Origin of the sequence: Glutamicibacter nicotianae, assembly GCF_006539525.1 — a bacterium.
In the GTDB taxonomy this organism is placed as follows: domain Bacteria; phylum Actinomycetota; class Actinomycetes; order Actinomycetales; family Micrococcaceae; genus Glutamicibacter; species Glutamicibacter nicotianae.
On the sequence record NZ_BJNE01000004.1, the window covers coordinates 152,796 to 177,577 of the forward strand.

Consider the following 24,782-nt stretch of genomic DNA (forward strand, 5'->3'; position numbering starts at 1 on the left):
AGTGTAGAGCTAGAAGCGGAATGCCTTGTTGATGGCACGTCCCAGTACGGCTGTCAGCATGACCGCCGACACGATGACCAATCCCGGCAATGTCGTCAGCCACCAAGCCACCGAAAGGTACTGGCGGCCTTCGGAAATCAGCAGTCCCCATTCAGGGGTTGGCGGTGGCGACCCGAAGCCGAGGAACCCTAAACCGGAGATCGCAAGAATTGCAGCACCCAGATCCACAGCTAGCAAGGACAGCACCGGACCGACGATATGCGGGATGATGTGCCGACGCAGCACCGTGAAGTACTTCCCGCCACTCATTAACGCTGCCTGCACGAAATCTCGAGAGCGGACCCTCAGCACCTCTGTGCGCACGAGGCGTGCGAATACCGCGATCGAGGCGATGCCTACACCCAGGCCCAAGGACAGCGGTCCAGGTTCAGTCGCGGTGACCAGAATCAGCGCAATGAGGAAGGCCGGAACTGCCAGGACAATATCGACAAATCGCATTGCCACGGTATCTGCGAAACGTCCAGCAGTGCCCGCCAGCAGACCGAGGATCGAGCCGACAACGCTTCCAACCAAGCACGCCAGGCCCGCGGTCAGCAGGGTCTGGCGCGTTCCGTAGACAACTCGGCTGTAGATGTCACGCCCCAGATGGTCGGTTCCGAACAGGTGTTCCGCGGATGGCGCTAGCAGCTTGTCAGCCGGCACACCAGTAATCGGGTCGTGGCCCGTAAAGAGCGATGGAAGAAAAGCCCACGCCACAAATACGGCCAGCGGAATGAGAACCCACCAAGCGGCAAACCAGCGTGCTGCTGGATTTCCTATTTTGGTTGCAGTCTTGGTTGAAGCTAGCGGCTGGTCAGCAGTGTCCACCGATCCAACGTGTTCGGTTATGAGACTCATTAGTCCTACTTTCCTTACGCAACAAGCGAGCGGGTTGCGCCGCTTGTTGACGTGACGATGCGTGGATCGAGCTGCGGGTGGATGAGATCAACGAGCAAGTTGACTGCGGTGAAAACGACTGCGGTCAGCAGCACCAATCCCTGGACCAGTGGAATGTCCTGCGCCGTCACTGACTGCAAGATCAGCTGGCCTAATCCCGCGCGGGAAAACACGGTCTCGGTGATGACGGAACCAGCGAGCAAGGCACCAATGGTGATACCGGCAATGGATAGCGCGGCCGGGGCCGCGTTCTTCAAGGTGTGCCGGTAGAAGATCCATGCTTCGCTTGCGCCTTTGGCGCGCAAAACTTCAATAAACGGTTGCCTATTCACTTCCTGCACGCTCTTGATCAGGACCTGGGCAATCGGAGCGCTCAGGTGCACGGCCAGCACGAAGATTGGCACCGCCAACGACATGAACGATCCATCCGGGAACAGCGACATCACGCCGAGCTGCACGGCCAACAGCTGCAAGAGCAGCAGACCCAACCAGAAAACAGGTATCGAAACCATCAAAGGTGGCAGGTTCAGCAGCGCCTTGCGCAACTTGCCGCCTCTGGCCAGGCTCGCAGCCGACGCGATAATCAGGGCGAATACCACTGAAAGAACGAATGCACTGCCAGCCAGAATCAAGGTTGATCCAGCGACTTCCCCGATGCGCGTTGCCACTTCCGAACCATTGGATAACGAATATCCAAGATCCCCGCGAAGCAGCCCGAGCAACTGCGAGAAGTACTGCACGAAGAGCGGCTGGTCGTATCCGTAGTATGCCTTCATCTGGGCAATGGTGGCCGGATCCGCCGCCGAGTCAGTGCTCAGGAAGATCGTGACCGGGTCATTCGGCAAGGATTGCACGGCAATGAAAACCGCTGTGTAGGCAAGCCAGATGACCAGAAGCGCCTGTCCCAGTCGTTTTACGATGTAAGTGCCCATGGATTTGGTTCCTAGCCTTCGCTCTTCCAAGCACCTTGGAAGATGGGCGCGGTACCGGAAGTGAACTCGACGTTCGCCGAGCTATTGGCGCCATAGACCTGGACTTCGTCCCAAAGAACCAGCGTCAGGGCCTTATCCAGCACCAGGGCACGCTGTTCTTCTTCGACCAGCTTCAGGTGTTCCTCATCGGTGGTCGCCGACTGCTCTTTGGTGAAAAGCTTGTTCAGTTCAGGATCAGCGCGAAGGGTCTGGCTGTTGTTCGCAGGTGCATAGACCGGGCCCAGTCCGCCGTACGCAAACTGGCGAGTTCCGAAGAACTCCACCTTGTCGTCGACAAGTGCGTTGGTCAGGAAAGTATTGTCCGCCGCGCGGTTGATCAGCTGGACGCCGATCTCGCGCCATTGCTGCTCAATCAGTTCGAACGCTGGCTTGATGACTACGGAGTTATTGGAGGTGGAAACCGTGACTTCCAACTTTTTCCCGTCCTTCTCCCGAATGCCATCTGCGCCCGGCTTCCATCCGGCCTCGTCCAATAACTGCTTGGCCTTTTCCGGGTTATAAGCCAATTCTGCTGACAGGTCTACAAACCCTGGTGCCTTGTGGTTGAGGATCGATCCCGAAATGACATAGCTATCCGAGAGAACGGTGTCTTTGATGGCCTGGCGGTCGATTGCAACCTGCAGTGCCTGGCGGACTTTGACGTCTTCCAGCTTTCCCGAGCCAATGCGCACGGCCGCGTGGTTGGTGGTCAGGTCCACCCCTTCGGCGGCATAAACCTTGCCGCCGCTGGAGGCCAGCACCTGTTCGTCTACCGGCTGCAATCCTCGGACGAGATCCACCTGCCCGGACTGGGCGGCGCCGGCACGGCTAGCGACCTCTGGAAGGTACTTGATAACCAGGGTATCCAGGTAGGCATCGCCCTGGTTCGGGGCAGTTTCTGGCGCCCAGGCGTAGTCATCCCGGCTGCTGAAAACGACTTCTTCATCAGGCTTTTCCGATTCGAAGACGAATGGGCCGGAACCAACTATCTTGGAGATCGAAGACTGCGCGGCATTGTCCAGTTCAAGGGTCTTCGGGGACACCAAACCAGCAGTTACGGAGGAAGTCGACCTGAGGAAATTGGCATCTGGTCGCTTGAGCGTTACCTTGACCTTGTTGCCCCCTACGACTTCTGCCGACTTATAGGCGGCAAAATCAACGTTTGGCGCAATCTGGGCAGACTTGATTCCCTTTCCAAGGGCGTCCAGGTTCAGCTTCACAGCCTCAGCATCCAGCTTGGAGCCGTCTGAGAAAGTGACACCGTCGCGAATGGTGAAAGTGAACTCCGTCTGGTCCTCATTGGCTTCGAACTCGCTGGCGATCCAGCCAACCAGTTTGCCGGCTTCCACGTCATAGTAGGTCAGGCGATCAAGCACTGAGTTCAGAACATTCGCCTTCTCATAGAAGCGTGCTGCCTGAGTCTGCCAATTGTTGATAGGGGTGACTTCAGCGAAGGTGAAGGTGCCTCCTTCAACCGGCGTCCCTGGATCGGCTACCGCCTGCGCTGCGCCCGTCTTATTGGCGTTGCCGCCGCACGCGGTGAGCGATAAGCCCAGAACGGCAAGAATCGCAGTGGTCTTCAGTCCAAAATGTGCTGTACGCATGATTTCAAATGTCCTCTCGGTTGGTGACCCGAGGATTACGCCTAGATTCCCTGTACGTTCTGCCATGATTCGTGGGACTACTCTTGGCGAGTTTCTCCCGGCAGACTGTCGTGAAAATTAGCAATCTCCATCGGTCCCGGCCTTAGCACCGCTCCCGTTTACGGGTGGTTGCTGCGACTTCAACGAGCCAGGTCTCTCGGTCGCTCTGGATGGGGTGTGCGGCTGTACCGGCCGAACAATTCAAGTCTGCAACCCGTGAATTCAGCAGACAAGCGTTACGTAAGACAGGGGTCATGAAGTCACACAACGCATTCTGAAATGCCCGATGTTCGTCATATTGGGCGTAATACTCTGTCACAAGTCCAAGGATTAAGCACCTTGACAGGAAATCCTTGACGCTGCTGGCCTAGGCGGAGACAATGCGTCATCAGGAGCGCGAAGCGGCCCGGCTCCTGTCGGTGCCGGGCCGCTTCGCGCACGCCGAAACGTGCGGCGCAATGGGGGTTGCCGTCAGGAACCGGAGACCGGGGTGAGCACTCCCTGGACCAGCGGATCCTCGGTCGTGGCCAGGTACTCCTGCAGCCGCGGATCGGAAAATGCTTCCACCAGCTTCTGCTCATCGGCGCTCTTGGCATACTCCGCGCCCATGATCAGGCGGGAGGCAAAGGTCTTGGGCGGCTCGGGGAACAAGATCCCCTGGTCGCGGTCGACCTTGCCCGCATCGAACTGGGAGACGTAGCCGATCGCCACGCCGACGTCGTCGAGCATGCGCGGCATCGCCAGCAGGTCGGCTTCCTTCAGCTCGAAGCCCCGGGGGTTATCGATGACATCGGAGATCTTCGCGGTGCGCGGTTCGATGTCCGGGTCCAGGCCGAGCAGGCCCTCGCGTTGCAGCAGCCACAGCGCCTGGCCCTGGTTGGCCACGTCGTTGGGCAGCAGCAGCGAGGCGCCGCGCGGGATGTCCTCGACCGAGTCGTAATGGTTCGAGTAGAGCCCGAAACCCCACTGGAAGAGCTCCACCGTGGGTTCCAGCTCGACTCCGGCAGCCTCGGCGGACTGCTCCATGTACCACTGGTGCTCGAAAATGGTGGCATCGAATTGGCCGCTGGCCACCGCCTGGTTGGCCTGGATCGGATCCTGCAGCCCGGCCTTCTCGATTTCGATGCCGTAGTCCGGTGCGATCTGGCGCGCCACGAAATCCAGGATCTTCTCCTCCCCGGCCATGGCCGGTTCGAAGTGGACCGTGAACTTCGTCTGGCTTCCGGCGGCCGAGGCGGCGGCAGGGGCGGAGCGCTGCTGGCCCAGCAGCACGCCGAGGATGAGGGCGGCCACGGCCGCGAGGGAGGCGATGGTCCAGGGAAGGGCATTGCGGTTCTTGCGCAGCGTGAAGCCGTGGTCGTGCCCGGTGTGCGGTGTAGTCATGGTCTCGCTCGTTCGTTCGTTCGTCGATGGTGTTCAGGGACGCGCCAGGGCGCGGGCGATGCGGTCGCCGAGGAATTGGACAATTTGCACGGTCAGGATCAGCACCACGATGGTCGCCAGCATGACATTCATGTCGAAGCGCTGGTAGCCGTAGGTCACGGCGAGATAGCCGATGCCCCCGGCCCCGATGGTCCCGGCGATGGCCGAGTACTCGATCATCGAGATGGTGTTCAGCGTGATGGCCGAGGCCAGGGCCGGCAGCGCCTCGCGGATCTGGGTGGTGCCGATGATCTGCGCGGCCGAACCGCCGGTCACCAGCCCTACGGCCAGGTTGTGCCTCGGCAGGTCGTTCAGCGCGTTCTGCACCAGCCGGGCGAAGAACGGGATGCCGGCAATGGTCATGGGCACGGCGGCCGCGGCAATGCCGATGGTGGTGCCGGTGACCCATTTGGTGAAGGGGATGATCGCTGCCATCAGCACCAGGAACGGCAGGGAGCGTCCCATGTTGGCGATCCAGCTGAGCACCGCATGCAGGCGCGCCCGCGGGAAGAGCCCCTGCCGATCGGTGTTGTACAGCGCGATGCCCATCAGTCCTCCGAGGCTGATGACCAGGGCCATGACGATTCCGACCATGGCCCAGGTCTGGCCGTAGGCCGGCAGCATCAACTCGGGCAATTGCTGCCACGGAGTGTCGGTGCCCACCGCTGCGCTTTCAAAGGGGATTCTCATGCGTTGGCCTCCACCAGTTCGCGATTGTTGCGGGCCAGGCTGCCCGGGTCGGCGTGCAGGCCCCACCCGTCCAGCAACCGGACCAGGTCCTGAGGGCTCGTGCCCCGAACGCCCAAGCGCACGCGGCCCAAGGTCCCCTCGTGGTGCGCCTCGACGGCCCCGCCAAGCAGGGCCACCGCGATCCCGTGCTCGATGCCCAGCCGGGAGATCCAGCCGGGATCGACCCGGTCTTTGCGGTAGGCCACCGTCACGGCATAGTCGAAGCCTGCCGGCAGGTCCTCGGCCCGCAGCGGCAGCAGCTTCTCCCCGGTCGCCGAGCCTGGGGAGGCCACCAGCTCATGCAGGGCTCCGTGCTCGGCAATGCGCCCGCCGGCCAGCTGGGCGACCTCGTCGGCCACATGCCGCACCACATCCATCTCATGGGTGATCAGGATGATGGACAGGCCCAGGTCGCTGCGCAGCGAATCCAGCAGCCCCAGCACCTGGTGCGTGGATTCGGGATCCAGGCCCGAGGTGGCTTCGTCGGAGAGCAGCAGCCGTGGCCGCAGGGCCAGGGCCCGGGCGATGCCGACGCGCTGCCGCTGGCCGCCGGAGAGCTGCCCGGGATAGGCGTTCGCCTTCTCCAGCAGCCCGACCCGGTCCAGCAGCTGGGCCACCCGCTGCTGCATTTCGTGGTGGACCACCCCGAGGTTCCGCAGCGGAAGGGCCACGTTCTCGGCGACGCTCAGCCGGCTCAGCAGGGCCGAGTTCTGGAAGATCGTGCCGATGGCGCGGCGTTCAGCGCGCAAGGCCCTGCCAGAGAGCGCGCCGAGATCCTTGCCGTCGACGAGGATCTGTCCGCTGCTGGGCTTCTCCAGCAGCGAGATGCAATGGGACAGGGTCGATTTGCCTGCCCCGGAAGGGCCGACCACTGCGGTGATCGAGCCTTCCGGCACCGACAGGTCGATCCCCTTGAGCACCTCGATGCGCCCCTGCGCGGTGTCATAGTGCTTGTGCAGATCCTTGATCTCGATCATGCTGCGTGCTCCTTGGATGTTGCACCGGGAAGGACTGCCCAGGGCCGAGGCTGTGCCGGCTCGTAGCCAGGCGTGGCCCGGTGGCAGCCACTGCTCCATCGGTCCTGGCGGTAGCACCGTCCCGCGGTTCGGGTGGTTGCTGCGACGTCAACGAGCCAGGTCTCTCGGTCGCTCTGGATGGGTTGCCCGGCCTTGGCGGCCAGGTGTTCCCAGTCTGCGTTCCATGCCCGGACCGAGCCAAGAGTTGCGCAACACTGCGACATCACGTCATCCCCGGTGCAAGGATGCGGGCCGTCGGCGTCATCTTCGGCGTCATGATTCGCCGCATTGCCCCGCGTGTGACCTTCCGGGACGCAGGTGCCCTCGCGGATTTGACCTCGGCCTTGGGTCCTGTCCCCGGCTGGGCATCGGGAATACGCGCAGCTGGCCTACGGTTGGAATCACCGAATGCCTTGGAAAGGAATGCCATGAAGATCGCAATTACCGGAGCCACCGGACAACTCGGAGGACTCGTCATCGATGCACTGCTGGAGCGCGGGGCCGATCCCGCGCAGCTGATTGCCATCGGCCGTTCGGAAGAAAAACTGGCCACGCTGGCAGGCAAGGGCTTGGAAACCCGCGTTGCCGATTACAACGTCCAGTCAGATCTGGTTTCCGCGCTTGAAGGAGTCGACAAGCTGCTGCTGATCTCCTCCAGCGAGGTGGGCCAGCGCGTCGCCCAGCATGAGAACATCATCAACGCCGCCAAGCAGGTGGACGTCTCGCTGATCGCCTACACGTCAATTGCCAACGCGATGACCGGCGGCATGGAGCTCGCCGAGGAGCACATCGCCACCGAGCGGTTGCTGGCTGGATCCGGCATCGGCTACGTGCTGCTGCGCAACGGCTGGTACATCGAGAACTACACCGACCAGCTCATGGGCTACCTCAATAGCGGCATGATCCTCGGTGCCGCGGGCGAGGGCAAGATCAGCGCTGCGACCCGTGCCGATTTCGCGGAGGCAGCCGCGGCGGTGCTGCTGTCCGATGAAGATCAGAACGGCAAGATCTACGAGTTGGGCAGCGACAAGCCATTCACCCTCGCCCAGCTTGCTGGCGCTGTCGGCGCCGCCGCTGGCCAGGACGTCGCCTACCAGGAAATGGATCCCGAACAGCTGGAAAAGATCTACGCTGACGCCGGAGTCCCCGGGCCCTTCGCGCATATCCTCGTCGATACCGACGTGCGCATTCGCGAAGGAGCACTGGAGGTCAGCACCGGTGATCTGGCTGCACTAATCGGCCGTGCCCCAACGTCCCTGGGGAAGGTCATCAAGGACAACCTGGACAAGTAGCACCCTCTCATCAAGGGTCCAACGGGCAGGCGCTCGCGGCAGTCGTTGCCGTGGTGCCTGCCCTTCAGCTTCTGAGCGTCATAACCGCGAATATTCGCTCGACAAGGGGAAATTTAACACCCAAAAAGATTGTGCCGCGTGTCACAAGCTCGCTGGGAGGTTCCGCTCCCGTAAATTTGCGCATACTTCATCCCCACCTGAAGAGGAGATCAAAGTATGCCACGAGCACGTTTGAGGCCAGTTGCCTGCGCTGCAGCCATCGCCTTGGGCCTGGGAGCTTTCTCGGCTGTGCCGGCGAGCGCGGATCCACGCCACACCGAAAAAGTCCCGACGGCCATTGGAACCGGAGGCGCGGTGTCTTCGGTGGACCCGGAGGCCACCGCCGCCGGCATCGAAGTCCTGCGCAAGGGAGGCAACGCCGTGGATGCGGCTGTGGCCACCGCGGCGGCACTGGGCGTCACCGAACCCTACAGCGCCGGCATTGGCGGTGGCGGATACTTCCTCTACTACGATGCGCAGTCGGGAAAGGTCAGCACGATCGATGGTCGCGAAACCGCCCCGGCAGGCATTGCCAAAGATGCATTCATCGATCCTGAAACCGGCGAGCCGTACAACTTCACCCCGGAACTGGTTACCAGCGGCGTGGCAGTCGGCGTGCCCGGAACCTTGGCCACATGGCAACGCGCCCTGGACAATTGGGGTTCGCAGAACCTGAAGCAGGTCCTGCGGCCGGCAACCAAAATCGCTTCCCGCGGCTTTGCCATTGATGAGACGTTCCGCGAGCAGACCTTGGACAACAAGGAACGGTTCGCCGCGTTCCCTGCCACGAGCGAATTGTTCTTGCCCGGCGGGGATGCTCCCCAGGTCGGGACCATCTTCAAGAATCCGGATCTTGCCGACACCTACCGGATGCTGGCCAAGCAAGGCCTCGACGGGTTCTATGCGGGAGACTTGGCTGCCGAGATCGCCCACACGGTGCAGGCACCGCCAAAGAGCGCAGATACCGGCCTCCCGGTTCCCGCGGGGCAGTTGTCCACCACCGATCTGGCCGGCTACGAAGTGGTTGAGCAGGAACCCACGCAAGTGGATTACCGGGGCTACGATGTCTTCGGCATGGCTCCATCTTCCAGCGGAGGAACCACCATCGGCGAATCGCTGAACATCCTGGGCCAGTTCGACGTGGCGGCCATGGACGAAGCCGATGCGTTGCACCATTATTTCGAGGCAACTGCTCTTGCCTACGCTGATCGCGGCAAGTTCGTCGGCGACCCGGCTTTCGCCAATGTTCCGACCCAGACCCTGACCGGCAAGCTGTTCGGTGCGGAGCGTGCATGTGCCATCGATCCGGACCAGGCCGCGGCCAAGCCGGTCGCTCCGGGCGATATCGAGAACTATGATGGCCAATGCCCTGCCACCACCAGCGAGCCGGTTGAAGAGCAGGATACGGAAAACATCTCCACCACCCACCTGTCGGTGGTGGATCGCTGGGGCAACGTCGTGTCCTACACGTTGACCATCGAGCAGACCGGCGGTTCGGGCATGGTGGTTCCGGGCCGGGGTTTCCTGCTGAACAACGAACTGACCGATTTCTCCACCGTGTATGATCCGCAGGATCCGAACCGCATTGAACCCGGCAAGCGCCCGCGCTCCTCGATGGCGCCAACCATTGTCCTGCAGGAGGGCGAACCGGTGCTGGCCATCGGTTCCCCAGGCGGTTCAACCATCATCACCACGGTGCTGCAGACCCTGGTGAACCGCATCGATTTGGGCATGAGCATCAGCGAGGCCATCGCCGCGCCGCGGGCATCTCAGCGCAATACGTCCGCTATCACCGCGGAACCCGAGTTCATCGAAGCCTATGGCCCTGCACTTGAGGCCTTTGGCCACAAGCTCACGCCTGCTGGCGATTCCTTCACCCCGCAGACTGAAATCGGTGCCGTTGAAGCGGTGGAAATCGCAGCCGATGGCACGCTCACCGCGGCGGCCGAGCCCACCAGGCGCGGCGGCGGCTCGGCCATGGTGCTGGAGCCAACCGAGTAGGCGTGCAGAAAAGCGGCGGCCTGCGGCAACATTCTTGCGAAGTTGCCGCAGGCCGCCGCCTATTGCGCTAGCTGGCCAACTGCTCAGGCCTGGGTGGCCAGCCGGTTGGCGACCTTGTACTGGGCTGCGCGGTGGGTGCCCTTCACGCGGTCGCCGGCGCCGAAGAGCTTGTTGCGCAGCGAGCCCTTGGCGTACTCGGTCTTGTATGCGCCGCGCGCTTGCAGCTCGGGGACCACGTACTTCACGACGTCCTCGAAGGTTCCCGGGGTGATTGCGTAGGCCAGGTTGAAGCCATCCACGTCGGTGTAGTCCACCCAGTCGATGAGCTTCTCGGCGACCTCGGCGCCGGATCCGACGGTAATCGGGCCGAAGCCGCCCACGCCGACCCACTCGGCCAGCTGGCGGATGGTCCACGGGTTGCCCTCGTCGCCGCTGGCCTTCTGGAAGGTTTCGACCGTGGACTGGATGGCGTTGGACTTCACGTTGGCTCCGATGACGTCGTCCGGGCCGTACTCGGACAGGTCAACGCCCATCCATCCGGAGATCAGCACCTGGGCGCCCTCGATGTCGGCGTAGGACTTGTAGTCCTCGAACTTCGCCTGGGCCGCGGCCGAGTCCTCGCCGGTGATGATGGTCTGCATGGCGAAGATCTTCACGTCGTGGCGGTCGCGCCCGGCGGCTTCGACGGCATCGCGGATCTTGGTGACGGTGGCCTTGAGCATCTCGCGGGTCGGGCTGGTGACGAACACGGCCTCGGCATTCTCGGAGGCGAACTTGATGCCGCGGCTGGAAGCGCCGGCCTGGTAGATCACCGGGGTGCGCTGGGTGCTCGGCTCGGTGATGGCGATGCCCGGCACCTTGAAGTACTTGCCCTCGTGCTCGATCGGGTGCACCTTGGCCGGGTCGGTGTAGATGCCGGTGGCCTTGTCGGCCTGCACGGCGTCGTCTTCCCAGGAGCCCTCGAGCAGCTTGTAGACCACCTCGAGGTACTCGTCGGCGTGGTTGTAGCGCTCGTCGTGCTCCATCTGGTCTTCCTGGCCCATGTTGCGCGCGGCCGAGGGCAGGTAGCCGGTGACCACGTTCCAGCCGACGCGGCCGTTGGTCAGGTGGTCCAGGGTGGCCAGGCGGCGGGCGAACGGGTACGGGTGCTCGTAGGCGGTGCCGGCGGTGACGCCGAAGCCGAGGTTCTCGGTGACCGCCGCCATCGCGGAGACCAGCAGGAACGGGTCGTTCACCGGGGCCTGGGCGCCGGTGCGCAGCGGGGACTCGTTGCTGCCGTTGAACACGTCGTAGGTGCCCAGCACATCGGCCAGGAACAACCCATCGAACTTGCCCTCTTCCAGCACCTTGGCCAGGTGGGTCCAGTAGCCCAGGGTCTTGTAGTCGGCGGCCTTGTCCTGCGGGTGGCGCCACAGGCCCGGCGACTGGTGCACCACGCAGTTCATGTCGAATGCGTTGAATAGGATCTCGCGCTTGTTCTCGCTCATGTCTTTGCCCCCATTAGGTCGATGTTCATGGAAAGTATCTGGTTTGCGTCGCGGGCGCTCAGGCCCGCTGGGCCGAATCTTCGCCGGTGACGGACAGCCGCTGCGGCTGGACTCCGTTGATCTCGTAGTCCCCGACGATGCGCGCCTTGTAGATCGCCGGGTTGTGCGTGGCGATGGTGCGCGCATTGCGCCAGTGCCGGTCAAGGTTGCAGCCGCTTCTGGTGGACGAGGCCCCCAGCCCGTCGAAGAGCTTGCTCGTCACCCCGATGGCCAGCGGCTGCACCACGGTTTGCGCACGGTTGGCTGCCAGCTCGCAGACCGCATAGCGTTCCTCGTCGTTCAGCCCCGGATCGCCCAGGGCCGCCTCGACTTCGAGCACCGCGCCGATCACCACCGAGTCGGCAGCGGAGGATTCCGCGGACACCTCCCCCACCAGTTGCAGGACCTGGGGTTCCTGGTATACCGGCACCCCTGTTCCGGTGGTGAAGATGCGGGTGCGTGCCTGCACCGCGCTGCGCAGGTCGTTCAGCGCGGCGCGGGCGATGCCTGCCTGCACGGACATGAGCACCAGCTGGAAGATCGCCGCTTCGGAGTCATTGCGCTGCTGCGGCATGAAGCAGTCCACCGGGACCTGATGGAATTCGGTGGTGCCGGTTCCGGTCAGGCCCTGGCCGAATCCGTCCCAGTCATCGAGGATCTTGACGCCGCTGCGCTGGGTGGACACCACCGCGATCTGGCGTCCGGCAAGCTCAGGGTGTGCCACCGCAACAGTGGTCCAGTCGGCAAAGATGGTGCCGGTGCAGTAGTACTTCTCGCCGTCGACTACCCAGCGCCCGTCCACGAAGCTGGCCTTCGTATTCAAGGTGCCCAGGGCGTTGCCGCCGCGCTCGGTGTAGGCGTTGCCGACAATCTGCCCGGCGGCGATGCGGGCCACCCACTTCTTGCGCAGCGCCTCGTCTTCCAGTGCCAGCACATTCTCGACAAAAGCGATATGCGCGCGCCACAGCTGGCCTACATGGGAGTCGGCCTCGGAGAGCTCGATGAGCAGGCGGAAGACATCCACCAGCCGCGCACCGTAGCCGCCGTCGGCCACGGGAAGGCGCAGCGCGCCGAAGCGCTCGCGGTTCAGCAGGCCTACCTGCTCGAAGGGAAGCACGCGGTTCAGGTCGCGGTCCTTGGCGGTCGCGGCGATCTGAGCGAAGACCGGGCGGAAGATTTCGGCCAGCCGGTCGTACTGCTCATCCGCGCCGGGGCCAGGGGTGATCTTGAGCAGCTGCCGGGTGGGCAGCTGCTCCTCGAACTTGTCCAGTTCCAGCGCGGTGGCCTGCGAAGGATCGCTGAGCTGGTTGAAGTCCAGCCCTGGGGCATTCGGTGATTCGCCAATAGGCATCAGGGTTCTCAATTCTTTCCATCGGTCCTGGCGGTAGCACCGTCCCGCTCTTCGGGTGGTTGCTGCGGCGTCATGGAGCCAGATCTCTCAGCCGCTCTGGATGGGTCGTCATTCATTTGTAACGGTAATAATCCGGCCCTTCCAAGCCGCGAAGTCATATTTCGCCTCGGAGCGGGGAGGCCCTAGGCTCAATTCCCACAGCCTAATCGCCGTCCCATCGAAGATGAGTTGCACGGATTGGCTTGCAGTCGATCAAACCGGACCTAGGTGAAATAAATAACGAAATTTCTGGGCAATGTGACGCAGTTGTCGAAGATTTTTTCATGTTACGCAAGATTTGCGTCCAAATCGTTCGACTCGCTGTAATAGAAGGGTAACCATCCCGAGCGGCCGAGAGATCTGGCTCTTTGACGCCGCAGCAACCACCTTCGGAGCTCCACCTCCGCAGGCCGGTGCTACCGCCAGGACCGATGGAGATTGATATGGCTCTTACCATTGCAGCGCCCGAGGCAACTTCAACCACCTCAACCGCACTGTACGTCCAATTCAGCAACGTGTCGCGGACCTTCACCACAAAGAAGGAAAGCCGCACCGTGCTGGCCGACATCAACTTGCACATACCAGCCGGCCAAGTCCTCGCGATCCTGGGCGCCAGCGGCTGCGGAAAATCCACGCTGCTGCGCTCGGTCTCCGGGTTGGACCACCCCTCCACCGGTGACATCCGCACAGGCACCCACGAGGTCAACGGCATCAACGAGCTATGCGCCGTTTCTTTCCAGGAACCACGGCTGCTGCCGTGGCGATCGGTGCGCGAAAACATTGCGCTGGGTCTAGCCCCAGGAACCGAGAAGGCCTCTGGCGACGCGCTGATTGATGAGCTGATCGAGCTGACCGGGCTGAGCCATGCAGCCAGCCTGCGCCCGCGGGAGATTTCCGGCGGCATGGCCCAGCGTGTTTCGCTGGCTCGCGCGCTGGCCCGCCGCCCGGGCGTATTGCTTCTCGATGAGCCCTTCGGCGCACTCGATGCCCTGACCCGCCTGAAGATGCAGGATTTGCTGCTCTCAATTCACGCATCATTCCCCACCACGGTACTCATGGTGACCCATGACGTGGACGAGGCTTTGACCTTGGCTGACCGCGTTATCGTCTTGGGACGCAGCACCGGGAACGGCGCGGCTGGTGTCATCGAAGACCTAGCGATCTCCGCCGGGCAACCGCGCCGGCACACGGACGAGAAGTTCGTTGCCGATCGCCTGCACCTGCTGCGCCTGCTCGGCGTCGACCCAACCAACCATTAATCCAGGGAACGCATTGGATCCTCGGCGATCCTTGCTCTTTGCCCTATCGTCCATCCGCTTGCACGCATAATTCTAGGATTCTCCATGCTCTTGAACCGCTTCTCCCGCCGCACCGCACTGTCCGCCGCCGCTTTGCTCATGGGCGCAGTTGCCCTGACCGGCTGCGCTGGCGAAAACGCTACGGCCGACTCCGGTGATCAGACCTTGTCCATCGACTTTGCCACGTACAACCCGCTGAGCCTGGTGCTCAAGGAAAAGGGATGGCTGGATGCGGCCGCCAAGGAACAGGGCGTTGACGTCGAGTGGATCCAGTCCGCAGGTTCCAACAAGGCCAATGAGGCGCTTCGCGCCGGTGCTATTGATGTCGGTTCCACCGCCGGTTCCGCAGCGCTGCTGAACCGTTCCAACGGTGCACCAATCAAGACCGTCGCCCTGTACTCCCAGCCGGAATGGGCAGCCCTGGTAGTGGACAAGGATTCAAAGATCGAGTCCGTTGAAGACCTGGCAGGCAAGACCGTGGCCGCCACCAAGGGCACCGACCCCTACTTCTTCCTGCTCCAGGCTCTGGACACCGCGGGACTGAGCGAAGATGACATCAAGCTGCAGAACCTGCAGCATGCCGATGGCCGCACCGCGCTGGTCAACGGTTCGGTCGATGCCTGGAGCGGCCTGGATCCAATCATGGCCGCCGCCGAAGAAGACGGCGCGCAGCTGGTTTACCGGAACCTGGACTTCAACACCTACGGTGCGCTGAACGCCCGCGAAGATTTCATCGAGCAGAGCCCCGAACTGGCCCAGCTCGTGGTCGACGCCTATGAGAAGGCTCGCGGCTGGGCCGCCGAGAACCCTGGGGAAACCGCTGAGATCCTGGCCGACGTTGCAGGGCTCGAACCAGAAGTTGCCAAGACCGTGATCGAGGAACGCTCCAATCTGGACGTTCCGGCGGTTCCCGACGCCAAATTCACCGGAGTGCTGAGCAACATTGGCCCCACCCTGGTGGCCAGCGGCGATGTTTCCAAGCAGGAATCCGTAGATGAAGCACTGGCAACCCTCGTTGACGACCAGTTCGCCCTCAAGGCAGATGCTACGAAGATCTCCGGAGAGTAAACAGCGATGAGCACCGCAAACGTAGCTGATACCCGGGAAAATCCGACACCTGCCAAGCACAAGGCAGGCATCGCCGCAACGATCCTGCGAGCACCCAAATGGCTGCTTGCGCTGATCCTGCCGCTGGCCACCCTGGCTGTCTGGCAATTCGTCACGGTGAGCGGCACCGTTGCCCCGTGGACGCTGCCGACTCCAGGCTCGGTCGTTGCCGCCGCCTTTGAGCTCCTCGAAGATGGCGATCTTGGCAAGCACATCGGCATTTCCACCCAGCGTGTTCTGCTCGGCTTCGCCTTTGGTTCCCTGCTCGGCCTGGCGCTGGGCGCCCTCGTCGGCCTGTCCAAATTGGCAGATGCGTTTCTGGGCCTGAGCATCAGCGCCCTGCGCGCCGTCCCTTCGCTGGCTTGGGTTCCGTTGCTGGTGCTCTGGATGAAAATGGGCGAAGATTCCAAGGTCACGCTCGTGATCATCGGCGCGTTCTTCCCGGTCTTCACCACCGTCGCCTTGGCATTGCGCCATGTCGATGCCCACCTGATCGAGGCCGCTCGCTCCTTCGGCTTGAAGGGACTGAAGCTGCTGCGCACAGTCCAGCTGCCCGCGGTAGTCCCTTCCATCTTCTCCGGACTGCGCTTGGCACTGGCCCAAGCGTGGCTCTTCCTGGTCGCGGCTGAACTGCTCGGAGCATCGATGGGCTTGGGCTTCCTGCTCACCGATTCGCAGAACAATGGCCGCCTGGACCGCCTGATCATGACCATCGTGCTGCTGGCCGTCTTCGGAAAAATCACCGATGCCCTGCTATCGATAGCCGAACGCTGGGCGATCAAACGCTGGACCTAGCCCCGGACTAGCTAGCACCGGCTGGCAACGCTATCCCTTCCCCCACCAAAGAAAGTTTGCAATGACCACCGAATTGGCAACAACCTCAGCACCTGAATCAGAGGCGGCACGCCAGGAATTCTGGGACGAAGCGGCGCACCTTTTGGATTGGGACACCCCGTGGCACACCACCAGCCGCATCATTCCGGCTGACCCCCAGGCGCAACGCGGCCCGGAAATTTCCTGGTATCTCGGCGGCAAGCTGAACGCGGCAGTGAACTGCGCCGACCGCCACGTCGCCGCAGGACGCGGCGAGAAGGTTGCGCTGTACTTCGAAGGCGAACCCGGCGACCGCGTTGCAGTCACCTACAAGAATCTGCAGGAGCGGGTTTCCCAAGCTGCCAATGCCTTGGAATCCCTGGGCGTGGTGAAGGGCGACCGCGTGGTCATCTACCTGCCGGTGCTCATTGAAACCATCGTCATCACCTTGGCATGCGCCCGCATCGGCGCCATCCACTCGCTGGTCTTCGGCGGGTTCTCTGCCGAAGCACTGAAGTTCCGCGTGGAAGACACCAAGGCGAAGGTGCTGGTCACCACCGACGGCCAGTTCCGCCGCGGCACCTCGGTCCCGGTCAAGGACAACGCCGATGCGGCAGTTGCCGGCGAGAACGAAATCGAAAAGGTGCTGGTGATCCGCCGAACCGGAGATGAGATCCCGTGGACCGAGGGCCGCGACGTCTGGTGGCATGAGGTGGTTGATACCCAGTCCACCGAGCACACCCCGGAGTTCTTCGACTCCGAGACGCCGCTGTTCATCATGTACACCTCGGGGACCACCGGCCAGCCCAAGGGCCTGGTGCACACCACCGGCGGCTACCTGACGCAGGCGGCCACCAGCTACAACATGCTGTTCGCCAATCCAGACGAGTCCCAGCGCGAGCACGATGTGCACTGGTGCACCGCTGACCTGGCCTGGGTCACCGCCCACACCTACGAGATCTACGGTCCACTGGCTAACGGCGTCACCCAGGTCATCTACGAGGGCGTGCCCAACGCCCCGCATCCGGGCCGGCACTTCGAGGTCATCGAACGCTACAAGGTCACCAGCTACTACACCGCTCCCACCTTGGTCCGCTCGCTGATGGGCTGGTTCCCCGACGGCATCCCGGCAGAATACGACCTGTCGTCGGTGAAGATCGGCGGCACCGTGGGCGAAGCGGTCAACCCCGAGGCGTGGAAATGGTTCCGCCAGCAGATTGGCCGCGACACCGCGGCGGGCCTGCCCATGGTCGATACCTGGTGGCAGTCGGAGTCCGGCGCGACAGTGCTTTCCCCATTGCCTACGGATGAGCACTTCAAGCCGGGTTGCGCCGCACGTCCGCTGCCGGGCATTTCGGTGGACATCGTTGACGCCAATGGCCGCAGCATGCCGGCCAACGAGCAGGGAAATATTGTCATTACCCGCACCGGCCCGTCAATGGCCCGTACCGTTTGGGGCAATCCGGCACGCTACTACACCAGCTACTGGGAACAATACGTCGAGCAAGGCTGGTTCCTGGCCGGTGACGGTGCCCGCTTCGATGAGGACGGCGACATCTACATCCTGGGCCGCACCGATGACGTGATCAACATTTCCGGCCATCGGCTGTCCACCATCGAGATCGAGTCGGCGCTGGTCACCAACCCCGGTGTGGTGGAAGCCGGCGTCTGCCCCACCCCGGATCCCAAGACCGGACACGCTGCTACCGCCTTCGTTGTGCCGCTGGACAAGACCCTGATCGCCGAGTCGCCTGATGCGGATCTCGCTGCCCGGCAGGCCGAATTCATCGCCGAGCTTCGCGAGACCGTCGCGGTCCAGATCGGCCCGATTGCCAAGCCGCGTGAAATCGTCCTGGTTCCAGATGTGCCCAAGACGCGTTCTGGCAAGATCATGCGCCGCCTGCTCACCCAGTTGTTCGAGGGCACCACGCTCGGCGATACGACAAGTCTGCAGAATGAGCCGTGCATCCCGGAGATCAACGCGATCTGCCGCGCTCGCGGCTAATCAGCCAGGCCAAGCCTCCAGAGGTTAAATAAAGTGAAGCTTCTTCCCGGAATCGGGAAGAAGCTTCACTTGCTTTGCCGGTAATTACTCCCCGGCAGTTGGCTTCGGGCTCTCGCCGTCGCCCTCAGTTTTCTTGCCGTCCTCCACCGGGTCAATGGTGGCCTCGGTGGCTTCGGTGGCGAAGATCTTCACTTCAGCCTCCTTGCCATCGGCACTGACCAAAGGAATTTCGGTGGTCATCAAGCTGAACTGGCTGCCCTCATGGCGGTCAATCGCCTGGCCCACGGAATGCTCAAGCACCTTGCGGGCCACCTTGTCGCCCAGCACCAGCGGATCGTTGCTCAAGTCCTTCCACAACGCCACGCAGAGCAGCAGCATCACGATGACGAACGGCAGCGCCGAAACAATGGTGATGTTCTTCAGGCCGTTCAATGCCTCCGCCGGATGATCACCGCCAGCCAGCAGCATCACCGCGGCAACAGCACCGGTGGCCACGCCCCAGAAGATCACCGCCTTCTTGGTTGGCTCTTCGGCGCCGCGTTCGCTGAGCGCACCCATCACGATCGAGGCCGAGTCTGCGCCGGTCACGAAGAAGATCGCAATCAGCAGCACGGTGACGACCATCAGCACGGTAGCCACCCAGCCTGCCAGCGGCAGGCGGCCGAGCATGTCGAAGAGGATCAGATCGAAGTTGATGTCTGGGGCGCCATCGACGATATTGGCCAGCTTTTCCCCGGTTTCCCCGGCGCGTTCGGCACGTTCCTGAATGCCGATTGCGCCGCCACCGAAGATCGAGAACCAGATCAAGGTGACAGTCGATGGCACCAGCAGCACGCCGGTAACGAACTGGCGAATCGTGCGGCCGCGGGAGATGCGGGCGATGAACAGGCCGACGAATGGGCTCCAGGAGATCCACCAGGCCCAGTAGAAGACGGTCCACGAGGACAGCCAATCAGACATTGCAACATCGCCAGCCGCCGTGCGCGAAGCCATCTCCGGCAAGTCGCCAATGAAGGAGCCAATGGCGTTGGGGATGACATTAAGGATGAACAGCGTTGGACCGCCAATGAATACGATCAACGCGATGATCACTGCCAGCACCATGTTGGTGTTGGACAGCCACTGGATGCCGCGCTCAATGCCGGAAACAGCGGAAGCAACGAACAAGGCAGTCAAAATCGCGATGATGACCACCAGAACGCCGGAACCGACTTTCTCCATCATCCCGGTGGCCTGGATGCCGCCGCCAATCTGCAATGCGCCAAGGCCCAGCGAACAGGCCGAGCCGAAGAGCGTGGCGATGATAGCCAGGATGTTAATCGTGCGGCCGCCCCAGCCGTGGATGGCGCGGTCGCCGAAGAGCGAGCTGAACATGGCGGAGAACAGCTGCGGGCGTCCCAGCCGGAAGCTGCCGTAGGCCATGCCCAAGCCGACAATCGCGTACATGGCCCATGGGAACAGCGTCCAGTGGAAGAGCGTGGTGCCCATAGCGGTACTCAGTGCCTCGCTGGTGGAGCCTTCCACGGTTCCCGGAGGAGGCGACATGTAGAAGTACAGCGGTTCGCCGACCCCGTAGAAGACCAGTCCGATGCCCATGCCGGTGGCAAACATCATCGAGATCCACGAAACCGTGGAGAACTGTGGCGATTCACCGTCCTTGCCCAGCGGGATGCGCCCGAAATTCTTCGCTGCTACGACAATAGCGAAGACCGCGAATAATGCGGCGGCGATGACAAAAAGCCAACCAGTGTTGGTGATAACCCAGTCCAAGGCTGCGCTGGAGGCCTTGCCCAGCCCCGACGGGGTGGAGAAACCCCAAATGATGAATGCCAGCGCGATAACGCCGGCGATTCCGAATACCCAATAATCCGTACCGGAAAGGGAGTACTTCTTAGGTCGCCTGTGGCGAACTGAATGCAGTTCCTCGACGAGGTCTACGATTGATTGATCCGTCTGCTTCATTGCGTTCTTCCTTCACTGGTGAGATCCCGTGGAGAAGTTCCAGACGGAATCTGCCCAGCCATCGTTTCTAGAGTCAACGATCGCCATGCAGTGTGATTGATTGCGAATTGCTTTTCGGGTGTCCGTCCGTTGTCTCTAAATCTCGCGTCAGAACTGCCTGAAAGAAACAGCTATTCTGCGCAAATATCCCGCGAAATGTTCCTGCGAAGTGACCCGATTTAGCACGGAATTGACACGATAAATCCAAAATGGGCCTTTTCCAGCATTGTCGACATCTCACCGAGGGTCAAATCAGATCCTTGATTTCACGCCATTTCCAACGCTGGATACGCTCTGGATCACGATGTTTTCGCTGGCACCGCCATCCGTGTGAGCTTCCTCGCCTCGCTCGGATTTCCGGTTTCCGCTTCCACGAAATCCTTACCCGCCCCGAATTACTTCCGAAGTCGGAATGACCTATTCTCCACTTTGTTTATTCGTCTGAAATATCCAGGATTCAACAATCGCCTCAGCTTCGATCCCCTCCCACCAAGGCATTCCTCATAAGGCATACTTCCTGCACAGAAACCTTTTCGACCCATTGTTGCCACTCACCAACTTGTAACCTGAAATACATTCGAACTTATCTTGACTCGTTCAAAATAAGCAGGCATGCTGGTTACATGACATCAAAGGCAGGGATCGAGCAGGTGCTGAAGGCGGCATCGATGCGGGTTACGCAACCCCGCGTTGCGGTGCTGTCCGCTGTCGCTGCGCACCCGCACGCGGATACCGAAACCATCATTTCGGCCGTTCGCGAAGGGCACCCCAATGTGTCGCACCAAGCTGTCTACGATTCGCTGAAGCTTTTCACGAAGCTGGGAGTCATCCGGCAGATACAGCCGCAGGGCCATACCGCCCGCTACGAAGCCCGCGTTGGCGACAATCACCACCATGTGGTGTGCCGCCAGTGCGGCAAGCTGGCGGACGTCGACTGCGCTGTCGGCGGCGCCCCGTGCCTGCATGCGTCCAACGATCACGGCTTCAGCATCGACGAGGCCGAAGTGATCTACTGGGGCACATGCCCTGATTGCCAGGCCGCGAATGCGCAGAAAGATGTCGTAGTAAACCCCTAGATTTGCCATCACGCAGGACTCGTTCCCGCGTGGCGGACATGAACCGCACAATCCCCTAAAAATCCGGAAGGAAGAGCACATGTCTGAGACGACCGCAGGTCAGTGCCCAGTAGTTGGCGCGGGTCGAGTTCACCCAACCCAGGGCAACGCCAATACCGAATGGTGGCCGAACAAGCTGAACCTGAAGATCCTTGCTAAGAACCAGCAGGTATCGAACCCGTTGGATGAGGACTTCGATTACATCGAGGCGTTCAACGCACTGGACATGGAGGCCCTGAAGGCCGACTTGGCCGAGATCATGACCCAGTCCCACGACTGGTGGCCAGCAGACTTCGGACATTATGGTCCGTTCTTCATCCGCATGGCGTGGCACTCCGCCGGCACCTACCGCTCCCACGATGGGCGTGGTGGCGGCGGCGCAGGCCAGCAGCGTTTCGCCCCATTGAACTCGTGGCCAGACAACGTATCGCTGGATAAGGCTCGCCGCCTGCTGTGGCCGGTAAAGAAGAAGTATGGCCAGGCCATCTCCTGGGCCGACCTGATCCTGCTGGCTGGCAACGTGGCTCTGGAGGACATGGGCTTCGAGACCTTCGGCTTCGCCGGCGGCCGCAAGGACGTCTGGGAAGCTGACGACGACGTTTACTGGGGCCCGGAAAAGGTGTGGCTGGACAACGAGCGCTACACCGGCAAGCGCGACCTGGAAGCCCCTCTGGCTGCAGTCCAGATGGGCCTGATCTACGTCAACCCCGAGGGTCCAGATGGCAACCCGGATCCGCTGGCTTCGGCCATCGACATCCGTGAAACCTTCCGCCGCATGGGTATGAATGACGAAGAGACCGTAGCGCTGATCGCTGGCGGCCACACCTTCGGCAAGACCCACGGCGCCCACGCCGATGACAAGATCGGTCCGGATCCAGAAGCAGCTCCGCTGGAAATGCAGGGCCTGGGTTGGAAGAACGGCCACGGCACCGGCAAGGGTGCAGACACCGTGTCCTCCGGTCTGGAAGTGACCTGGACCTACCACCCAACCCGTTGGGACAACGAGTTCTTCCACATCCTGTTCGCTTACGAGTGGGAACTGTTCGAGTCGCCAGCAGGTGCTAAGCAGTGGCGCCCCGTCAACGGCGGCGGAGCCGGCCTGGTTCAGCCTGCGTTCGATACCTTGGAGAAGCGCGAACCGCGCATGCTGACCAGCGACCTGGCACTGCGCTTCGATCCGATTTATGGTCCGATCTCCAAGAACTTCAAGGAGAACCCGGACAAGTTCGCCGACGCCTTCGCCCGCGCCTGGTTCAAGCTGACCCACCGCGACATGGGCCCGAAGTCCCGCTACTTCGGTCCAGAGGTTCCAGCCGAGGACCTGCTCTGGCAGGATCCGCTGCCGGCTGCTCCTGAAGCCACCCTGGGTGCCAAGGAAATCGCCGAGCTGAAGTCCCTGATCAACGGTGCTGGCCTTTCGGTGCAGCAGCTGGTCTCCACCGCATGGAAGGCCGCAGCGACCTTCCGTTCCTCGGATAAGCGCGGCGGCGCCAACGGCGGCCGCATCCGCCTGGAGCCGCAGGTTTCCTGGTCGGTGAACCAGCCGGAGCAGCTGAAGCCAGTGATCGCCAAGATCGAGGAAATCGTTGACCAGTTCAACGCCACTTCCGAGATCAAGGCATCCTTCGCCGATGTTGTGGTCTTGGCCGGCAACGTCGGTGTTGAGCAGGCTGCCCTGGCAGCCGGCCAGCAGGTCGAGGTTCCATTCACCCCGGGTCGCGTTGACGCAACCCAGGAGCAGACCGACGTAGAGCAGTTCGCCTGGCTGGAGCCAGTCGCTGACGGCTTCCGCAACTACGACTCCGGTTTCCTGAACTTGCCTAGCGAGTACCTGCTGATCGACCGCGCGAACCTGCTGGGCCTGTCGGCTCCGGAGATGACCGTGCTGCTCGGCGGCCTGCGTGTCATCGGCAACAACTGGGACGGCTCGAACAAGGGCGTCTTCACCGACACCCCGGGCGCTCTGACCAACGACTTCTTCGCGAACCTGCTGGAACTCGGCCTGGAGTGGACCCCGTCGGCAGACGAGCAGAGCTACACCACCACCGACGGCCGCTGGACCGGCAGCCGCGTGGACCTGGTCTTCGGCTCCAACTCGGAACTGCGTGCTCTCGCCGAGGTTTATGCCTCGGACGACGCCAAGGAGAAGTTCGTCAAGGACTTCGCCGCTGCATGGGCCAAGCTCATGGACGCGGATCGCTTCGAACTGCTGGCCAAGTAGCCGCTAACCGGCCGCTAGCTTCAGGCAGATAGTGCTGGGCTGTTGCTCCCCCGATGGGAAGCAACAGCCCAGCATTTGTTTAATCCGGCTATGGGCAGTTAGAAAAGCGTCGCCGCGCTGCCGGCGAAGTCCGGATTCTCCAGTTTCAGCAGCTCCGTCTTGGCTTGCAGCCCTCCCAGATAGCCGCCCAGCGAACCATCGGTGCGCAGCACGCGGTGGCAGGGCAGCACGATGGGAATCGGGTTGGTGGCGCACGCTGAGCCGACGGCGCGCACCGCCTTCGGCTTGCCGATCTGCTGCGCCAGCTGGGCGTAGCTGCGGGTCTGCCCGTACTCGATGTGCCCCAGTTCCAGCTGCACCTGGCGGCGGAACTCGGTGGAGAGCTGCAGATCCACCGGGAGCTCGAAACTGTGCCGTGTTCCCGCGAAGTACTCATCCAGTTGCCGGGCGGTCCCATCCAGGCTCGTCTTGTCGCGCAGGATGCGTGGGCTGAGCTTTTCCGAAAGCAGCTCAAGTATCCGGTCATGGCCCTCGGATTCGAATGCCACCCGCACCAGCCCGGCATCGGTGCTTGCCAGCAGCAATGAACCCACTGGGCTGTCGACCACCCGATAGGCGACATCGACAAGTTCAAATGCCCGGGCTCGCTCAACGAGCTGGCCATGCAGCGCGTCGAGGGCTTGCATTTCAGCGGCCGTCGCCTGCGGCCGATAATTTTTTTCGTTCATGGCTGCTCCCGCCATAGTTCTTGGTCTGCTAGCCGGGCACGCAGGTTCTTGATCCCGTCCGCTCCAGCCCTGCGGGCAGCGGCTTCGCTGCCGGAAAGGATTTCGGCAATTTGCGCATAGCTCATCCCGCCGAGGTACCGATAGGCCACCACCTGCCTTTGCTTGCCGGGGAGCTGATTCACCTCGTGCCACAGCTGCAGATTTTCCAGCTGCAGATCCGGCCGGTTCATCCCGGAGCCGGGACCGTCCATGTCCTGGTCGATGAGGATCTCCGGCTTATGCTTGCGCAACTCGTCAATGGCCTTGTTCCGGGCAATGCGTACCAGCCATGCCAGGACATTGGCCTCCTCGGGAAGCTGCGGGTAGGCCTTGAGTGCGGCGAGGAAGGTTTCTGACCATGCGTCTTGCGCGCGGTGCTCATCCAGCAGGGCGCGGCAGACACGCAGGACGTTCAGTCCATAATCTTGGACTATCCGCTCGAATGGTGCTTGCATGGCTCTCCTGGGATTTCGCGACCTCGTGGCCTCTC

The 24,782-nt window shown here is 62.2% G+C and carries 19 protein-coding genes and 4 riboswitches; of the genes, 8 read left to right on the plus strand and 11 right to left on the minus strand.

Translation table 11 applies throughout. From position 1 onward, the window contains the following. Nucleotides 1–9: 9 nt before the first annotated feature. From ANI01nite_RS06955 to ANI01nite_RS06980, 6 genes are all read right to left on the minus strand, one after another. Nucleotides 10–897 carry an ABC transporter permease gene (locus ANI01nite_RS06955; RefSeq protein ID WP_141356970.1) on the minus strand — a complete coding sequence of 296 codons (888 nt, stop codon included), beginning with the start codon at nucleotides 895–897 and terminating at the stop codon, nucleotides 10–12. A 14-nt stretch (nucleotides 898–911) separates the two neighbouring features. Next, entirely contained in the window at nucleotides 912–1,868 is a 957-nt protein-coding gene (locus ANI01nite_RS06960; RefSeq protein WP_013347654.1) for an ABC transporter permease, read from the minus strand. Nucleotides 1,869–1,879: 11 nt separating this feature from the next. Continuing rightward, nucleotides 1,880–3,511, minus strand: coding sequence for an ABC transporter substrate-binding protein (locus ANI01nite_RS06965; protein ID WP_255314448.1), 1,632 nt, complete (start codon nucleotides 3,509–3,511; stop codon nucleotides 1,880–1,882). Between the two features lie 124 nt (nucleotides 3,512–3,635). Further along, nucleotides 3,636–3,727, minus strand: a riboswitch (SAM riboswitch). Nucleotides 3,728–4,021: 294 nt separating this feature from the next. Next, nucleotides 4,022–4,933 (minus strand): MetQ/NlpA family ABC transporter substrate-binding protein, encoded by a 912-nt coding sequence (locus tag ANI01nite_RS06970; protein WP_141356974.1) that lies wholly within the window; start codon nucleotides 4,931–4,933, stop codon nucleotides 4,022–4,024. A gap of 33 nt (nucleotides 4,934–4,966) precedes the next feature. Further along, nucleotides 4,967–5,662 carry a methionine ABC transporter permease gene (locus ANI01nite_RS06975; protein ID WP_073707336.1) on the minus strand — a complete coding sequence of 232 codons (696 nt, stop codon included), beginning with the start codon at nucleotides 5,660–5,662 and terminating at the stop codon, nucleotides 4,967–4,969. After that, nucleotides 5,659–6,678 (minus strand): methionine ABC transporter ATP-binding protein, encoded by a 1,020-nt coding sequence (locus tag ANI01nite_RS06980; protein WP_141356976.1) that lies wholly within the window; start codon nucleotides 6,676–6,678, stop codon nucleotides 5,659–5,661. Before ANI01nite_RS06980 ends, ANI01nite_RS06975 begins: the two co-directional genes overlap by 4 nt. Nucleotides 6,679–6,770: 92 nt before the next feature. Further along, nucleotides 6,771–6,862: riboswitch (SAM riboswitch) on the minus strand. A 283-nt stretch (nucleotides 6,863–7,145) separates the two neighbouring features. Between ANI01nite_RS06980 and ANI01nite_RS06985 the strand changes: the two genes are divergently transcribed. Both ANI01nite_RS06985 and ggt read left to right on the plus strand, forming a co-directional pair. Then, the gene (locus tag ANI01nite_RS06985) at nucleotides 7,146–8,009 is read left to right on the plus strand and encodes an SDR family oxidoreductase (protein WP_141356978.1); all 864 of its coding nucleotides are present in this window, start codon (nucleotides 7,146–7,148) and stop codon (nucleotides 8,007–8,009) included. Between the two features lie 216 nt (nucleotides 8,010–8,225). Continuing rightward, nucleotides 8,226–10,049, plus strand: a complete 1,824-nt coding sequence (ggt, locus tag ANI01nite_RS06990) for a gamma-glutamyltransferase (RefSeq protein WP_141356980.1) — start codon at nucleotides 8,226–8,228, stop codon at nucleotides 10,047–10,049. Nucleotides 10,050–10,132: 83 nt separating this feature from the next. On the opposite strand, the gene ANI01nite_RS06995 is transcribed toward ggt, so the two are convergent. Together ANI01nite_RS06995 and ANI01nite_RS07000 are read right to left on the minus strand one after the other, a co-directional pair. Continuing rightward, nucleotides 10,133–11,536, minus strand: coding sequence for an LLM class flavin-dependent oxidoreductase (locus ANI01nite_RS06995; RefSeq protein WP_141356982.1), 1,404 nt, complete (start codon nucleotides 11,534–11,536; stop codon nucleotides 10,133–10,135). 58 nt (nucleotides 11,537–11,594) lie between these two features. Beyond that, a complete protein-coding gene (locus ANI01nite_RS07000) occupies nucleotides 11,595–12,926 on the minus strand; it encodes an acyl-CoA dehydrogenase family protein (RefSeq protein ID WP_141356984.1) in 1,332 nt (443 codons plus the stop codon). 15 nt (nucleotides 12,927–12,941) lie between these two features. Next, nucleotides 12,942–13,033: riboswitch (SAM riboswitch) on the minus strand. Between the two features lie 267 nt (nucleotides 13,034–13,300). Beyond that, nucleotides 13,301–13,403, plus strand: a riboswitch (SAM riboswitch). A gap of 5 nt (nucleotides 13,404–13,408) precedes the next feature. On the opposite strand from ANI01nite_RS07000, the gene ANI01nite_RS07005 reads away from it, so the two are divergent. The 4 genes from ANI01nite_RS07005 (at nucleotide 13,409) to acs (ending at nucleotide 18,188) form a co-directional block, all read left to right on the plus strand. Next, nucleotides 13,409–14,224 (plus strand): ABC transporter ATP-binding protein, encoded by an 816-nt coding sequence (locus ANI01nite_RS07005; protein ID WP_141356986.1) that lies wholly within the window; start codon nucleotides 13,409–13,411, stop codon nucleotides 14,222–14,224. Nucleotides 14,225–14,308: 84 nt separating this feature from the next. Further along, complete coding sequence (locus tag ANI01nite_RS07010) at nucleotides 14,309–15,331, plus strand: aliphatic sulfonate ABC transporter substrate-binding protein (protein ID WP_066143637.1); 1,023 nt, start codon at nucleotides 14,309–14,311, stop codon at nucleotides 15,329–15,331. A 6-nt stretch (nucleotides 15,332–15,337) separates the two neighbouring features. Continuing rightward, entirely contained in the window at nucleotides 15,338–16,165 is an 828-nt protein-coding gene (locus ANI01nite_RS07015; RefSeq protein WP_141356988.1) for an ABC transporter permease, read from the plus strand. A gap of 61 nt (nucleotides 16,166–16,226) precedes the next feature. After that, a complete protein-coding gene (gene acs, locus ANI01nite_RS07020; protein WP_121865995.1) occupies nucleotides 16,227–18,188 on the plus strand; it encodes an acetate--CoA ligase in 1,962 nt (653 codons plus the stop codon). A gap of 84 nt (nucleotides 18,189–18,272) precedes the next feature. Here the strand turns inward: acs and ANI01nite_RS07025 are convergent, their stop codons facing one another. Then, on the minus strand, nucleotides 18,273–20,150 hold the full coding sequence (locus tag ANI01nite_RS07025; RefSeq protein WP_236641119.1) for a BCCT family transporter: 1,878 nt from the start codon (nucleotides 20,148–20,150) through the stop codon (nucleotides 18,273–18,275). 662 nt (nucleotides 20,151–20,812) lie between these two features. Here ANI01nite_RS07025 and ANI01nite_RS07030 point away from each other — a divergent pair. Both ANI01nite_RS07030 and katG read left to right on the plus strand, forming a co-directional pair. Continuing rightward, nucleotides 20,813–21,265, plus strand: coding sequence for a Fur family transcriptional regulator (locus ANI01nite_RS07030; RefSeq protein ID WP_174520621.1), 453 nt, complete (start codon nucleotides 20,813–20,815; stop codon nucleotides 21,263–21,265). Nucleotides 21,266–21,344: 79 nt separating this feature from the next. Beyond that, nucleotides 21,345–23,525, plus strand: a complete 2,181-nt coding sequence (gene katG, locus ANI01nite_RS07035) for a catalase/peroxidase HPI (protein ID WP_141356990.1) — start codon at nucleotides 21,345–21,347, stop codon at nucleotides 23,523–23,525. Nucleotides 23,526–23,623: 98 nt separating this feature from the next. Here the strand turns inward: katG and ANI01nite_RS07040 are convergent, their stop codons facing one another. Both ANI01nite_RS07040 and ANI01nite_RS07045 read right to left on the minus strand, forming a co-directional pair. Continuing rightward, nucleotides 23,624–24,253 carry a methylated-DNA--[protein]-cysteine S-methyltransferase gene (locus tag ANI01nite_RS07040; protein WP_141356992.1) on the minus strand — a complete coding sequence of 210 codons (630 nt, stop codon included), beginning with the start codon at nucleotides 24,251–24,253 and terminating at the stop codon, nucleotides 23,624–23,626. After that, nucleotides 24,250–24,747, minus strand: coding sequence for an RNA polymerase sigma factor (locus ANI01nite_RS07045; RefSeq protein ID WP_141356994.1), 498 nt, complete (start codon nucleotides 24,745–24,747; stop codon nucleotides 24,250–24,252). Before ANI01nite_RS07045 ends, ANI01nite_RS07040 begins: the two co-directional genes overlap by 4 nt. Nucleotides 24,748–24,782: the final 35 nt, after the last annotated feature.

Excerpts from the sequence above, each read along its gene's own strand:
- ANI01nite_RS06955 (WP_141356970.1), bottom strand. The coding sequence starts at position 897 with ATGAGTCTCATAACCGAACACGTTGGATCGGTGGACACTGCTGACCAG.
- ANI01nite_RS06960 (WP_013347654.1), bottom strand. The coding sequence starts at position 1,868 with ATGGGCACTTACATCGTAAAACGACTGGGACAGGCGCTTCTGGTCATC.
- ANI01nite_RS06965 (WP_255314448.1), bottom strand. The coding sequence starts at position 3,511 with ATGCGTACAGCACATTTTGGACTGAAGACCACTGCGATTCTTGCCGTT.
- ANI01nite_RS06970 (WP_141356974.1), bottom strand. The coding sequence starts at position 4,933 with ATGACTACACCGCACACCGGGCACGACCACGGCTTCACGCTGCGCAAG.
- ANI01nite_RS06975 (WP_073707336.1), bottom strand. The coding sequence starts at position 5,662 with ATGAGAATCCCCTTTGAAAGCGCAGCGGTGGGCACCGACACTCCGTGG.
- ANI01nite_RS06980 (WP_141356976.1), bottom strand. The coding sequence starts at position 6,678 with ATGATCGAGATCAAGGATCTGCACAAGCACTATGACACCGCGCAGGGG.
- ANI01nite_RS06985 (WP_141356978.1), top strand. The coding sequence starts at position 7,146 with ATGAAGATCGCAATTACCGGAGCCACCGGACAACTCGGAGGACTCGTC.
- ggt (WP_141356980.1), top strand. The coding sequence starts at position 8,226 with ATGCCACGAGCACGTTTGAGGCCAGTTGCCTGCGCTGCAGCCATCGCC.
- ANI01nite_RS06995 (WP_141356982.1), bottom strand. The coding sequence starts at position 11,536 with ATGAGCGAGAACAAGCGCGAGATCCTATTCAACGCATTCGACATGAAC.
- ANI01nite_RS07000 (WP_141356984.1), bottom strand. The coding sequence starts at position 12,926 with ATGCCTATTGGCGAATCACCGAATGCCCCAGGGCTGGACTTCAACCAG.
- ANI01nite_RS07005 (WP_141356986.1), top strand. The coding sequence starts at position 13,409 with ATGGCTCTTACCATTGCAGCGCCCGAGGCAACTTCAACCACCTCAACC.
- ANI01nite_RS07010 (WP_066143637.1), top strand. The coding sequence starts at position 14,309 with ATGCTCTTGAACCGCTTCTCCCGCCGCACCGCACTGTCCGCCGCCGCT.
- ANI01nite_RS07015 (WP_141356988.1), top strand. The coding sequence starts at position 15,338 with ATGAGCACCGCAAACGTAGCTGATACCCGGGAAAATCCGACACCTGCC.
- acs (WP_121865995.1), top strand. The coding sequence starts at position 16,227 with ATGACCACCGAATTGGCAACAACCTCAGCACCTGAATCAGAGGCGGCA.
- ANI01nite_RS07025 (WP_236641119.1), bottom strand. The coding sequence starts at position 20,150 with ATGAAGCAGACGGATCAATCAATCGTAGACCTCGTCGAGGAACTGCAT.
- ANI01nite_RS07030 (WP_174520621.1), top strand. The coding sequence starts at position 20,813 with ATGACATCAAAGGCAGGGATCGAGCAGGTGCTGAAGGCGGCATCGATG.
- katG (WP_141356990.1), top strand. The coding sequence starts at position 21,345 with ATGTCTGAGACGACCGCAGGTCAGTGCCCAGTAGTTGGCGCGGGTCGA.
- ANI01nite_RS07040 (WP_141356992.1), bottom strand. The coding sequence starts at position 24,253 with ATGAACGAAAAAAATTATCGGCCGCAGGCGACGGCCGCTGAAATGCAA.
- ANI01nite_RS07045 (WP_141356994.1), bottom strand. The coding sequence starts at position 24,747 with ATGCAAGCACCATTCGAGCGGATAGTCCAAGATTATGGACTGAACGTC.